The sequence below is a fragment of the Flavobacterium sp. genome, from assembly GCF_052437795.1.
GTDB lineage: Bacteria > Bacteroidota > Bacteroidia > Flavobacteriales > Flavobacteriaceae > Flavobacterium.
The window spans coordinates 1-14,862 of the sequence record NZ_JBQVPA010000003.1 but is presented as its reverse complement, the minus strand read 5'-3'; the positions used below and the strand labels follow the sequence as shown (position 1 = coordinate 14,862).

The window sequence follows — 14,862 nt, the reverse complement described above, 5'->3', positions numbered from 1 at the left end:
TAATCACCACGTACGCCGTACATAGTCGGTATGAGTGTAGCTCCTCCCCTCTCCTTTGGAGAGGGGCTGGGGGTGAGGTCAAAACAAATCACATTACATGAAAAAAATAGTCGTTATCATCCTTGTGGTCCTGCTTACGGCAGCCATGGTATTGGGTTGCTCATCATCAAAGTCATCGTCGAAAATGGCGGGCAAACAGATAACCTTTGAGTACAAAGCCTACACGCGAGGCTCGAACCTTAGCTATGTTGTCACCAGAGATTCGATTGTGCACAAGGAAAGCATGATGGGCGAGGTAACAACCTACAAAGACAAAACGGACAGCGCCGAATGGGACGACCTGCTGGCCGCTACCGAGAAGATCAGCCTGGAAAAAATGGAAATCTTTGAGGTACCCAGCAAAAAGCACCAGTTTGACGGCGCATTGGCCGCTACGCTGAAAGTCATCGTTGACGGCAAGGAATACCAGACCGCAACGTTTGACCATGGCAACCCGCCGGCAGAAATAAAGGATCTGGTAAACGATATTACAGGATTGTAAGCATGAAAATAAAAGAGATACAGGAAGAGATCATTGATGAGTTCGCAATGTTCGATGAGTGGGACGAACGTTACCAGTACGTGATTGACCTGGGCAAGACGCTGCCGCTGATCGATGAGCAGTATAAGTCCGAAGATAACATCATCAAGGGCTGCCAGAGCAAGGTGTGGTTGCATGGCGAGCAGCAGGATGGCAAGGTGGTATTCACTGCGGATAGCGATGCCATATTGACCAAAGGCATCATCGCGATACTGATACGTGTGTTCTCCAACCAAAAGCCTGCCGACATCCTGGATGCCGACACGGCCTTCATAGACGAAATTGGTTTAAAAGAACATCTTTCTCCCACACGTGCCAACGGATTGGTATCGATGATCAAACAAATAAAAATGTACGCACTGGCCTTTAGCGCCAAAAATTAAAACACAATGGAACACGAAATGGACACCGCACAACTGGGCGAAGAGATAGTAAAGGTGCTTAAGGGGATTTACGATCCGGAGATACCCGTAGACATATACGAGCTGGGGCTGATATATGACGTGATGGTGAACACCGACAATGAGGTGAAGATCCTGATGACGCTTACTTCACCCAACTGCCCTGTGGCCGAAAGCCTGCCGCAGGAGGTAAAGGATAAGATCGAAAAACTTGATGCCGTAAAAGAGGCTGAGGTAGAGATCACTTTCGACCCGCCATGGACCCGCGACCTGATGAGCGAAGAGGCCAAGCTGGAGCTGGGGATGTTGTAAGTTTTCGGTCGCAGCTATCCTCTCCACTGACCCTCCCCGAACAGGGGAGCGAGACCTGCCGAAAAAACGCTTAATGATTGCCGACTAACCGGTATGAGTGTTTCGTACCGTCACCTTCTCCTTTGGAGATGGCCGGGGTGAGGACTCAACATCAGGAGTGGTAACTTTTAACTTTAAACTATGAAACCTGAAACTAACATAGAAGAAGAAATAATAAACCGTGTGGCCAACAGCGCCCTGCAGGTATTCGACCTGGAGGACTATTACCCCGAAGGCGAGCGTGTGGCCATAGACATATCGCAATGGCTGTGGGAGGGATTTGTGCTTAGGGAAAAGGATTTTCGCGAAGCGCTGAAGAATTACGACTGGCAGCAGTATGAGGGAAAATTCGTTGCCCTGCATTGCAGTACCGATGCCATTGTGCCCGCATGGGCCTACATGCTGGTAACGGTATTCCTGCAGCCTTTTGCAAAAAAGATCACGCAGGGCAGGGCAGAAGACATTAACGTGCTGGTGTACCAGGAACTACTTGATGGGCTTGATTATAGCGACTACACAGGCAAGCCCGTGATCATAAAAGGATGTTCGCGCAAGCCCGTCCCGCAAGAGGCGTATGTAGTAGCGGCACAAAAATTGATGCCTTTTGCAAAAAGCATTATGTTCGGTGAGGCCTGCTCATCGGTGCCATTGTATAAAAAGAAATAGCCGTTCCCCGGAAGCCACTTAAACAACAATACTATGAAGAAGATCTTATCCTTAATGTTTCTCATGGCCGGCACTATTGCCGCGACAGCTCAGGAAGATAACCCTGCAGCCGATAACGACACGATAGGCCCCTGGACCAAAAAAGGGAATGCCTCATTGCTGTTCAACCAAAGCACATTCGATAACTGGCTGGCGGGTGGCGAGAATAACATTGCCGGTACCATCGGGCTCAATTACGATTTCAATTATGCCAAGGGCGACTGGACGTGGGATAATAAAGTGATCGCTTCTTATGGTATTGTGAAGACCAAAACGAGCTCATTCGCGAAAAAGACGGATGACCGTTTCGAATTCAACTCGGTCGTAGGCAAAAAAGCATCGGAAAGATGGTCGTATTCGGCATTTGCCAATTTCAAGACACAGTTTACCAAAGGTTACGTGTATTCGAGAAATGAAGACGGAGCCGAAATGCGTGAGGAATATACCAGCTTCCTTTCACCGGCCTATTTGTATACAGGCCCCGGTATGCTGTACAAAAGGGACGATAACTTTAAGATTAACCTGTCGCCGGCAACCTCAAAGTTCACCTTTGTGGATAAAAATTTCACATTGCCCAATGAAGAATATTTTGGAGTTGAGGAAGGCAAGTCAATGCGGTACGAGCTGGGTTTCAATGCCAGTATGTACTATAAGCTGGATATAATTGCCAATGTAACATTTGAGAATATCCTTAATCTGTATTCCAATTATTTAGAAGATCCGCAAAACGTGGATATCGATTACCAGCTGAACATCGTGATGAAGATCAACCGCTACCTTACCACCAACCTGTCATTCCAGACCATTTATGACGACAACGCCTTTCGCGGCTTTCAGGTCAGGCAGGTATTTGGCGTAGCGGCGAATTACGGGTTTTAAAGGTTTTCCATTTATCCGCGCTTTAATACATACGTTTCAGGCCTGACAGGTTTTAAAAACTGTCAGGCCTGTTCGTTTAAGAACGGGTAATAAATCATGCATCTACAGATTTTACAGTCGGCACCGGCACTTCCAGCACCGGCCTTTTCTTTATCATGCGGCTTACGCGATACAGTAAAAAGATGCTCAACAGGGTAATGCCCGATACGATATATCCCAGTGTTTCATAATGCTCCAATGGGCTGTGTTCGGTTTTTTGCACAACGATCGTCCCTGCAAAGGCAGCGGCAATTCCCCCGGCGATCTGCTGCAATGACGAATTGACGCTCATAAAGGCGCCACGGTCCTTCAGTTCCGGTACGGCGGTAACAAGTGCTGTAGAGGGGATCATCCTTGCCGTTATGGCCGACATCATGAATACATTGAACATCATGACCAGCCACAGCGGCGTAGTTTCCAGGCGCGTATATATCAATACAATGATGATCATCCAAAGGCAGGCATACGCGAATAAGCGGAACTTATCCATCTTATCGCTCAGCTTGCCCATAAGCGGCATGAAAACCAGTGTGCTGATCCCCGCTACCATGAATACCAGCGGCAGCTGACCGTTGGTTATGTGCAGGTTATTGATGGCAAATGCGCTCCCGAAAGGCATCATCATGAACCCCCCTATTGACAGTAGCGCAGTAGCAGTAAAGCCAACGCGGTATTCCTTATTAAGTAACGTATCGAACAGATGTTTTAGTGGTGATTTGTCCTGCTTTACCGTAAGATGTTGGGTAACAGGTTTCAACTTTATGACTATCAGCGCCACAACTATGAATGCCATGGCGGCGATCCATAAAAAGGGTGTATGCCAGTGCCACTTGGTAGCCAGGTATAGCCCAATCGGTATGCCGAGCACCTGGCTGGCACCGAATCCCATTTGCAAAAAGCCCATTACACGCCCGCGTTGCTGTATGGCGAAAAGGTCGGCGACAATGGCCATGGATATCGACCCGATAACCCCACCGAATATACCGGTAAAAATGCGTGCTGCCACAAGCAGTTCGTAAGTATCGACGACCCCGCACAGGACGGTGCCGATGATGAAGCCGGTATAAAAGAACACCAACAGCTTTTTGCGGTCGTACTTATCGGCAAAGCCTGCGGTGAGCAGCCCCGATGCTCCGGCGCTCAGTGCGTATGCAGAAACCGCTATCCCAAACTGCGAGGGACTCATTTTGAGCGATTTCATCAGGATGTCACCAAGCGGCGACATAACCATAAAGTCGAGTATTACTGTAAACTGGGTAATGGCCAGTATAAAAATGACGAATTTTTGATAGCCTGAAAGGGTAGGGGCTGTTTGTTCCATGCTAAGGCTTTTGCTTTAATATTTTAACTTCAGCAGTCGATACGACTGAATCTAAAATTTTTACCAATGAAATAACTGTTTCCCACCAACAGTAACTTTAAGTCTGGAGTGGATTGAGAAGCAATAGTATTATCTAAAAAATATGGCTTTTTCGAATTTGCCAATAAACAATTATAGTAAGACTGCAGAATTTTTTTCGGGCCTTTGGCGAAAAGTCCATTATCATAATTGCAGAGAGTAAGCAAGTCTAAATTGCGTAAGCCATCTCTCTTTTCAAGTATGTATCTTTCAATATCAAGGTAGTTATAGTAAGACCTGTGAATTTTATATATATCCGCAAGCAACTCCTTTCCATTGCCGCCTTCTCCATTAAAATATAGGGAAGTCTGATCATCAGTAAACTCCCATAATAAATAATGGTCATCATGAAATATGATATGATTACACCAGGAAATATTTATCTTTTCCTCCTTTATAGCGCTTATTACCACTTCCCATGTTTGATTGGGAGTGTCGATATTACCTGAATCTACGATCAATTTTATTATCTCATCATCATCTTCAAGTGATAATGATGAGATTAATATACCTCCTTCATCCCCAAAATCATGTGAGTTAATAATATCAAGTAAATCTTTAGGGAGGATATTATCAGTATAGCTCATACATTACACTTACACTATTCTTTATCGTCTTCCTTCTCCTCGGCCATGTTCTCCTTGTAATCCGGGTAAAGGAAATTGTTGTATGGGAATCGCGAAATATGTATCGCCCTTACCGCTTCATATACTTTTTCCCTGAACTCCTCGAAGTTTTCCTTATTGGTAGCCGAAATGAACAGTGCGTTCTTTTCGCCCACGCTGCCCATCCAGGTAGCTTTCCATTCTTCAAGCGTGTTGTGGCGGTTGGTCTTCTCGGTCATCAGGTCGTCGGACTCGATGGTAAGCGGCTTGTAGGCATCAATTTTATTGAACACCATGATGGTAGGCTTGCCCATACTCTTTATGTCCTGCAATATCTGGTTCACTGAAGCGATATGGTCCTCAAATTCCGGATGCGAAATATCTACCACGTGCAGCAGCAGGTCGGCTTCGCGCACCTCGTCGAGCGTACTCTTGAACGACTCTACAAGCTGCGTAGGTAATTTGCGGATGAACCCAACGGTATCCGATAGCAGGAACGGCAGGTTTTTGATCACCACCTTGCGCACGGTTGTATCCAGGGTTGCAAAAAGCTTGTTCTCTACGAACACCTCGCTTTTGCTTATCACATTCATCAGGGTCGATTTGCCGACATTGGTATACCCTACCAGCGCCACACGTACCAGCGCACCACGGTTGCCGCGCTGTACCGACATCTGCCTGTCAATGGTTTTGATCTTTTCCTTCAACAGGGCAATGCGGTCGCGCACGATGCGCCTGTCGGTCTCGATCTCGGTCTCACCCGGGCCGCGCATCCCGATACCACCTCGTTGGCGTTCAAGGTGCGTCCACATACCCGTAAGGCGGGGCAGTAGGTATTGGTACTGGGCCAGCTCTACCTGCGTTCGTGCATAAGAGGTCTCGGCACGCTGCGCGAATATGTCGAGAATGAGGTTGGTGCGGTCCAAAACCTTTACATCAAGTACTTTTTGGATATTCTTTTGTTGCGCAGGTGTTAGCTCATCATCAAATATGATGGTCTTAACGTCGTTCTCCTTTATATATAAGTTGATCTCTTCGATCTTTCCCGTGCCTAAAAAGGTCTTGGGGTTAGGGCGCTCCATCTTTTGCGAAAAGCGCTTTATGACCTCGCCCCCTGCGGTGAAGGTAAGGAACTCAAGCTCATCGAGATATTCTGACAATTTCTCTTCGCTTTGGTTTTGTGTGATAACGCCCGCAATTACGGTCTTTTCGAAGTTTATAGTTTCTTTTTCCAGCATATAAATTAAGTAATGGATACAAAATTAATCAAACACAATGTTTTATTTTTTTAACTTCTCATAAAAAAATCCCAATTGATATTTATTTTGTTAAAATTTAATGTCTTGTTAGCTAATCGTTATATTTTTTTAAATTTGGGGTTTAAATTTTATTAAACCTAAAAAACTATGAAAAAAATTACTTTGATTGTTTTCATGTTTTTAATGACCTGGTGCGGATACGCCCAGTTAGCGTTAGAAACATTTGACAACAGCGGTACTTCGCTTCCCCCCGGATGGCAGCAGATCAACGTTGCGGGCCCGGGTCAATTTTGGAAGGTCGTACCACACAATGCCATCCAAAGCCCTGCATACGGGGGAAATGGTTCGGTCGCTTTCCTGAACAGGGAGAACGTACTGACCGGAACAACTGAGGACTGGCTTGTAACGCCTCAATTCAACGCGCCTGCGAATGGGCAGTTGCGTTTCATGTCGAGACTTACTCAATTGGGTGATGACCTCTCAACCTACAGGATCATGATCCATGTGGGTAACGACCCGACCAATACTGCGGCCTATACTCAGGTACAGGCCTGGACGGAACTTACGCTTAACCCTGATCCGTTCCAAACGGACTATCTGGAAAAAGTAGTTCAGCTTCCTCCGGGATCAGCTAACCAAATGGTACACATTGCATTCGTAATGAATGGCGACTTTGGAGACCGCTGGCTGGTAGACAATGTAAAGGTGGTTCAACAGTGCCTTAACCCGGTAGGTCAGCCTACAACGAACATCGGAATTAATACTGCTACGCTTAACTGGACCAACCCATCGGGTGCAAGCCAGTGGTATATAGATATTGTGCCGGCCGCGGGAGCGCCTACGAACGTGGGACTTCCTTACACAGGACCGCCAAACAACAGCTATGTAGCTACTACGGACAGCGCAGGCAACCCGCTACAGCCGGCTACACAGTATAAATATTACCTGAAGGCTGTTTGCCCGGATACCGGTACAAGCGACTGGGTAGGGCCTTATTTCTTTACAACAGTAGTGCCGGGTACTAACTGTACCGCACCTATCATAATTGGTAACGATACGTATTCGCATACTTCGAATACCAACCTTTATGGTGATGATATTGAAGGGACTGTAGGTGCTACAGGCTGTAGTACTACGGCCAACTACCTTAATGGTGACGAAGTGGTTTATGCTTATACACCTACCTACACAGGTACTGCAGGTTTCAGCATGACCAATAATGGCCCTAACTCAGGTATGTTCATTTACAACAACTGTGCCGACATAGGCGTTGGTTGTGCGGCGGGTGGCGTAGGTAATGCTACCAATCCGGTGAACATTAACATGGCGGTGGTCGCAGGCCAAACGTATTATGTAGTTATCTCTACATCGGGTACTACACAGTCTACCCCATATACACTTACGATACAGCGCATCAACTGCGCAGCGCCGGTAGGCCTGCCTACACTAGGCGTTGATTCAGATTCTGCCAACCTTTCATGGACAAACCCAAGCGGCGCGACCTCATGGCAGGTAGTGGTACAGTTCGCAGGTACGGGCATACCAACAGGTGCCGGTACAACTGCTAATACGAACACGAACTATACTGCAGGCCCTCTTGCTGACGGTACTGCATACGAATATTATGTAAGGGCTGATTGTGCCGATGGTACTTTCTCTGCATGGGCAGGGCCTTACCGATTTACGACTACACAGATACCGGTGAACATTACCGGAGGATACTCTCAGAACTTTGAGGGGCCACACGGATTCGCGCTTTCGAACGGTACGCAAGTCAACCAGTGGCACTATGGTACTGCTGTAAGCAACTCGCCTACGCATTCACTATACATTAGTAACACTAACGGTACAACGCACGCTTATTCTACAAGTGCTGCATCGATAGTGCATGCTTACCGAGACATTGCCATGCCTACCCCTGTTGACCAGATACTTCTTCAGTATGACTGGAGGAACAATGGTGAGAACAACTGGGACTTTATAAGGGTATGGTTCGTACCGGCTACGTTCACGCCAACACCGGGTGTGCAGATCACCGCGGCCAACAGTGGCGGTATACAGCTGGGCGGCAACCATCAGCTTGCGAACAGCTGGGTGACCGAGAACCGCATTATCAATGCCGGCGCTTATGCAGGCACTGTAATGAGGCTTGTATTTGAATGGACCAGCGATACGAGCGGAGGTGTGCAACCTCCGGGAGCAATAGACAATGTGAACATATCACTTGTTGCTTGTCCGTCGCCATATAACCTTGCGCTTGGAACACCATTTACAGCCAACTCAGCTACAGTGACGTGGACAGGTCCAACTTCGGTTAGCCCAACGTTCGACTATGTGTTCGGAACTACCAACACAGCGCCAACAGGGGCTACTGTTCCAACAGGCAACGTTAGTACGGCTTCGGTTCCTTTCACAAGCCTTACGCCATCGACTACTTACTATTTCTGGGTAAGGAGTAACTGTGGCGGCGGTACGACCAGTGCATGGGTTGGGCCATTTGCATTTACAACACCGCAAATTGCCGCAATACCTGGTACACTGATCGACTTTGAAAATACCAACCACCAGTGGACGCTAAGCAACGGTACCGCGACCAACCAATGGCACTATGGTACTGCTGTGAGCAATTCGCCTACGCACTCGATCTACATCAGTAATACTAACGGTACAACACATAACTATTCTACAAGTGCTGCATCGATAGTTCATGCATACCGTGACTTCCAGATGCCAAACCCTGTAGACCAGGCCATAATAACATATGACTGGAGGAACAATGGTGAGAACAACTGGGACTTCATCAGGGTATGGGTCGTTCCTGTAAACTTTGTGCCTACACCTGGAACACAGATCACTGTAGCCAACAGCGGCGGCTTCCAGCTTGGAGGCAACCACCAGCTGGTAAACACATGGACACCTGCTACACACTTAGTGAACGTAGGAACTTATGGTGGCAGCATCATGAGGCTTGTGTTCGAATGGACCAGCGACACCAGCGGTGGTACACAGCAGCCAGGCGCCATAGATAACGTGAACGTGCAAATCGTTACCTGTCCTACGCCAACGGCGCTTACATTGGGCCCGGTAACACTAAACACGGCAGCTATCAGCTGGACAGGACCTGCATCTGTAACGCCAACGTATGACTACTATTATACGACTACCAATACTGCTCCTACTGCCGGCACTACGCCAACAGGCAACGTTTCTCCTACGAACGTTGGCTTGACAGGACTTAACCCATCTACCAACTATTTCTTCTGGGTAAGGAGTAATTGTGGTGGTACAGATGGTACAAGCCTGTGGGTAGGGCCTTTAGTGTTCAACACACCACAGGTGCCTGCAATACCTAACTATAGTACGGATTTTGAAGACCCTAACTATCAGTGGACATTGAGCAACGGCGCGCAAACCAATCAGTGGGCATACGGTACCGCGGTAAGCAACTCGCCTACCCATTCACTATACATTAGTAATACAGGTGGTACTACACATAACTACAACACAGGGGCAACCTCTGTCGTACATGCTTACCGCGATGTAACGCTTCCTACCCCGCTAGACCAGATCGTGCTTCAATTCGACTGGAGGAACCAGGGAGAAGCAGGATGGGATTATATCCGCGTATGGGTCGTGCCGTCAACGTACGCACCAGTACCGGGTACTCAGATCACTGCGGCTAACAGTGGCGGCTTCCAGTTGGGTGGCAACTACCAGTCCAGCAACACTTGGGCAACGGCAACGCATATTATCAATGCAGCGGCCTACGCCGGAACTACGGTAAGACTTGTTTTCGAATGGCGCAACGACGGCGGCGGCGGTACGCAGCAGCCGGGAGCCATAGATAACGTGAACATCCAGATCGTTACCTGCCCTTCGCCTACGGCGCTTACGCTTGGCCCGGTAACACAAAATACGGCAGACATAAGCTGGACAGGACCTTTATCGGTAACTCCAACATATGACTACTATTATTCTACATCGAACGTTTCTCCTACAGGTACTACAGTACCAACCGGTAACGTATCGCCAACGAACGTTGGATTGACAGGACTTACGCCATCTACACAATATTACTTCTGGGTAAGGAGTAACTGTGGCACTACAGACGGCAACAGCATCTGGATCGGCCCACTGCCTTTCATGACTACGCAGATCCCTGCTGAGCTTGAATACACAGAGGATTTTGAAGATCCAACTCATGGCTGGGCGCTGTCTAACGGCACGCAAACCAACAAGTGGGTATATGGTACTGCGGTAAGCAACAGCCCAACGCATTCACTTTACATTAGTAATACTAATGGTACTACCCATAACTATGCTACAGGTTCAGGATCTGTTGTGCATGCATTCAGGGATATCCTTATTGAAGACGAGGTGAACATGATCAATGTCGCCTTCGACTGGAGGAACCAGGGAGAAGCAGGCTGGGATTACATAAGGGTATGGTGGGTACCAACCTCATTCGTTCCAACCCCGGGCACACAGATAACAGCTGCTAACAGCGGCGGTGTGCAACTTGGCGGCAACTTCCAGACGAACAATACCTGGACAAATGCAAACTTCAACATACCTACACAGGGTCCTGCGACCATCGGAAGGCTTGTGTTCGAATGGAGGAACGACACCAGTGGCGGTACACAACAGCCGGGTGCTATTGATAACATTAATATCACGATCGTTACATGCCCTCCACCGGCAGACGTGAATGTAAGCTGTGTTTCTTCGAACGGCGCTAACATCACATGGGAACCGGGAGGAAATGAAACAGAGTGGGAATATGCGATACTTCCGGCAGGATCGCCTGCACCTGCAAGCGGGACGGAAATTGACGTTACTACAGTTATAAGCGAAACGCTTAACAATAATACGGCCTATACATTCTGGGTCAGGGCGATTTGTAGTTCTACCGAGGTGAGCCCATGGTCATCTGGTAACTTTACCACTACAGATGTATCTATTGTTGATGCAGAACCATTCTGTGGTTCAAGTGGAGGATCGTCGATCATTTTCGACAATACTTTCGGACAGGGCTTTAATTCTGGTTACGGAGAAGTGGCATGTCTTGGATCTACTCCAAACCCGGTTTGGTACTACCTTCAGGTAGAACAAGATGGGCAGCTTGACTTCCAGATGATCCAGAACACGCAATTCAGTAACGATGGTACACCTATCGGTACAGGCCTCGACGTTGACTTTGCAGCCTTTGGTCCGTTCACATCGCTTACTGAAGCATGTGCGCAGATCGACCTGGTTGACTGTCCAACATGTCCATTCAGCAACGTAGGATCGACTTTCTATCCTTTCGGTAACATTATCGACTGTAGCTACTCCGGTGCGCCGATAGAGAACTTTACGATCCCTAACGCTGTAGAAGGCCAGATCTATGCTGTACTTATTACCAACTTTAACGGTGCGCAGGGCCAGATCCAGCTACAGCAGTTGGATTCAAGTACAGGTACTACCAACTGTAACATTCTATATAATGTGGCATTGGGTCCTGATAAAGAGTTCTGTGGACAACCGAATACAACGATAACAGCTTCGGTAACTACTCCGGGTAACGGACAGGGTCCTCAATACCAGTGGTTCATGGATGGCTCTACAACGCCGTTCGTGCCAGTGATCGTGTCTACTACGGCTCTTACGCAAACCATCCAGGTTTCTGAGCCGGGAGTGCATACTTACACGGTTTTGGTAACGGTACCGAACGCTTCGAATACTGAGCCTATTACAGATACTGTAACAGTAGCGCTTGGTCCGGACGTGAACGTTCCGAACCCTGCTGAAGTGATCCTTTGCGGATTTAACGCAGAATCATCTATCGACCTTACGACGCTTAACGACGATGTGCTTGGAACACTTCTTCCGGCAGATTATGAAGTTTCGTACTATGAGACCGAGCAGGATGCCATCGATGGTGACAGCCCAATTGATCTTACAGTTCCGTATGTAACCCAGACAACAACGATATGGGTAAGGGTTAACAGTACCATTGTAGACATTTGTTTTGATGTGGTTCCATTGACCATTACAGTAAATGATGGCCCATCGGGTACCATTGCTTATGTTAACTCACCATATTGTACGAATGCCGGAACCGCTACGGTAACCCATACAGGAAGCCCTAACGGTGTATATACTGCCGACGCTGCAGTTGTGATAGATCCTGCTACAGGAGAGATCACTCTTGCTTCTACGCCTGCGGGTACTTATACGGTAACGTATACCGTTGCAGCTACTGCACTATGCCCGGAATATTCGACAACTGCACAAATAGTTATCGAGGCAGCTCCTGAGGCTACTATCGCTTACAGTGGCCCTTACTGTACAGGAACCGGTACAGCTACTGTTACGCATACAGGTTCTACAGGAGGTACGTATACTTCTACGGCCGGCCTGACGATAGACCCTGTAACCGGCGAGATCGACCTTGTTACAAGTACTTCAGGTACATATACAGTAACCTACACGGTCCCTGCTACAACAGCATGTGCGGCCCTTGCGGTAACTGCCGGGGTTGTATTGAGCGATCAGTTCACAGCAACGATCTCTTATGGTACTACGCCATATTGTTCTGATGCCGGTACAGCTACTGTAATACAGACAGGAAGTGCAGGCGGAACATATTCTTCTTCAGAAGGATTGACGATCGATCCTGCTACGGGTGCAATAGACCTTGGGGCAAGTACTGTTGGCAGCTATACGGTAACGTATACTATCGCGGCTACAGCTTCATGTCCTGAATTTACAACAACTGCTAACGTGGTTATAGAGGCCGCGCCTCAGGCTGCCATCGCTTACGCGGCAACTCCATACTGTGCGAACGCCGGTACTGCTACTGTGACCCTTACAGGTTCTGCAGGTGGTACCTACAGCGGCACAGCAGGCCTTGTTATTGATCCGGTAACAGGTGATATTGACCTTGCTGCAAGTACACTTGGTACACACACAGTAACATATACTGTTGCAGCTACGGCTGCATGTGGCTCGCTTGCAGTAACGGCAGAAGTTGTGATAAACGCGCTCCCTGTGGCAACTATTTCTTACACAGGTTCGCCATATTGTTCTGATGCAGGTACTGCTACAGTAACATTTGCAGGTGATGCAGGTGGTATTTATGCAGGTGGTACCGGCCTTGTGATCAACGCCGCTACCGGTGATATTGACCTTGCTGCAAGTACAGCAGGTACTTATACTGTAACCTATACTATCGCCGCTGCAAATGGTTGTCCTGATGTGGTTGCTACTGCATCGGTTACGATCACTAAGCTGCCATCTGCGACATTCACTTACGAAGTTGCTGCGGTATGCCAGAATGCTGGTGGTACAGAAGCGCCAACTTTTGATACAGGTGCTGTTGCAGGAACATTTACAGTAGATGTAACGGGTCTTTCGATAAACGCGGCGACGGGTGTTATAAACCCTTCTGCCAGTGCAGAAGGTACATATATCGTTACCAATACGATAGCTGCGGCTAACGGATGTGGTGTAGTATCGCACAGCGTTACCATCATCATTAACCCTGCGCCAATTGCCGACTTTGGCTACGATGCCCTTGCTTACTGCCAGGATTCAACTAACCCGTCGCCTATGCTTCAGGGTGGTGCCGGTACATTTAGCGCTACTGCCGGCTTGGTGATCAACGCCACTACAGGTGTTATCGACCTTGCTGCAAGTACTCCTGGTACGTATACTGTAACGAACACGATACCGGGCACACCGGATTGTCCTTCGGTTTCAGCTTCGGTACAGGTAACAGTTACTTCTATCCCTGTGGTAGCGGTACTGCAAGGCTGCGAAGGCGGTGCTTATATTCTTGAAGTATCATTCGATGCCGATGAGATCTACACCGTAGATAATGTTGATTTCGTTTGGACGAACAGTGCAGGTGCAACAGTTGGTACGGACTCCAGGCTTCAGGTAACTGAGCCGGGTACATACAACGTAATGGTGATACCTCAGGCTAACGGCGACTGTTCTATGGATGTTGATGTACCTGTGGCCGACACTACTTGTGACGTTCCAAGGGGTATATCTCCAAATAATGACGGTAAGAATGATACGTTCGACCTTACCGCTCTTGATGTAAGGAAACTGGGCATCTTTAACCGCTACGGACAAGAGGTTTACTCCCGTGGTAACGGATACACTGACCAATGGCATGGCCAATCAGCAGGTGGTGACGAACTTCCAACGGGTACTTACTTCTACATGATAGAGCGTAACAACGGTGAAACAAAAACCGGATGGGTATACGTGAATCGTGAAGAATAATTGATAATCAGGTATTTCCCCCGCTCAGCGGGGGAATATTCCTGATGATCTCAGTAAACGCTGAATTCTTTGCATAAACATTTCATAAAATTCATACGAAATTCAAAAAAATTTGTTTGCTTTGATAGGCTGAAAAAGCAACGAGTATTAAAGTAAATAGAAACCACACACACATGAAGAAACTATACCTTGCAGCATTCTTGGCTCTTGGTGGGTTGTCTGAGATGAACGCTCAGCAGGACCCGCATTACACGCAGTACATGTACAACATGAATGTGATCAACCCGGCGTATGCCGGTTCTAAGGAGAACCTTGCCTTCGGGCTTTTGTACCGCAAGCAGTGGGTCGACATCCAGGATTCCCCGAG

General features: G+C 47.9%; 10 protein-coding genes. 7 read left to right on the top strand and 3 right to left on the bottom strand.

The features are described from left to right. The first annotated feature begins 97 nt into the window (after positions 1-97). The 5 genes from ACT6R0_RS10325 (at position 98) to ACT6R0_RS10305 (ending at position 2,916) form a co-directional block, all read left to right on the top strand. Complete coding sequence (locus tag ACT6R0_RS10325) at positions 98-541, top strand: hypothetical protein (protein WP_444653554.1); 444 nt, start codon at positions 98-100, stop codon at positions 539-541. A gap of 2 nt (positions 542-543) precedes the next feature. After that, a complete protein-coding gene (locus ACT6R0_RS10320; protein ID WP_444653555.1) occupies positions 544-963 on the top strand; it encodes a SufE family protein in 420 nt (139 codons plus the stop codon). A 6-nt stretch (positions 964-969) separates the two neighbouring features. Then, the gene (locus tag ACT6R0_RS10315) at positions 970-1,293 is read left to right on the top strand and encodes an SUF system Fe-S cluster assembly protein (RefSeq protein ID WP_444653556.1); all 324 of its coding nucleotides are present in this window, start codon (positions 970-972) and stop codon (positions 1,291-1,293) included. Positions 1,294-1,473: 180 nt separating this feature from the next. Further along, on the top strand, positions 1,474-1,998 hold the full coding sequence (locus tag ACT6R0_RS10310; protein WP_444653557.1) for a DUF2480 family protein: 525 nt from the start codon (positions 1,474-1,476) through the stop codon (positions 1,996-1,998). A gap of 33 nt (positions 1,999-2,031) precedes the next feature. Continuing rightward, entirely contained in the window at positions 2,032-2,916 is an 885-nt protein-coding gene (locus ACT6R0_RS10305; RefSeq protein ID WP_444653559.1) for a DUF3078 domain-containing protein, read from the top strand. A gap of 94 nt (positions 2,917-3,010) precedes the next feature. Here ACT6R0_RS10305 and ACT6R0_RS10300 read toward each other — a convergent pair whose 3' ends face one another. The 3 genes from ACT6R0_RS10300 to hflX are packed head-to-tail and all read right to left on the bottom strand — an operon-like array spanning position 3,011 to position 6,197. Further along, complete coding sequence (locus ACT6R0_RS10300) at positions 3,011-4,276, bottom strand: MFS transporter (protein ID WP_444653560.1); 1,266 nt, start codon at positions 4,274-4,276, stop codon at positions 3,011-3,013. 29 nt (positions 4,277-4,305) lie between these two features. Beyond that, entirely contained in the window at positions 4,306-4,941 is a 636-nt protein-coding gene (locus tag ACT6R0_RS10295) for a hypothetical protein (protein ID WP_444653562.1), read from the bottom strand. Positions 4,942-4,955: 14 nt separating this feature from the next. After that, a complete protein-coding gene (gene hflX / locus ACT6R0_RS10290) occupies positions 4,956-6,197 on the bottom strand; it encodes a GTPase HflX (protein ID WP_444653563.1) in 1,242 nt (413 codons plus the stop codon). Positions 6,198-6,365: 168 nt separating this feature from the next. Here hflX and ACT6R0_RS10285 point away from each other — a divergent pair, with 168 nt between their 5' ends. Next, the gene (locus ACT6R0_RS10285; protein ID WP_444653565.1) at positions 6,366-14,495 is read left to right on the top strand and encodes a fibronectin type III domain-containing protein; all 8,130 of its coding nucleotides are present in this window, start codon (positions 6,366-6,368) and stop codon (positions 14,493-14,495) included. Between the two features lie 173 nt (positions 14,496-14,668). Beyond that, positions 14,669-14,862: type IX secretion system membrane protein PorP/SprF (locus tag ACT6R0_RS10280; protein WP_444667388.1), on the top strand; the 194-nt coding region annotated here is incomplete at its 3' end.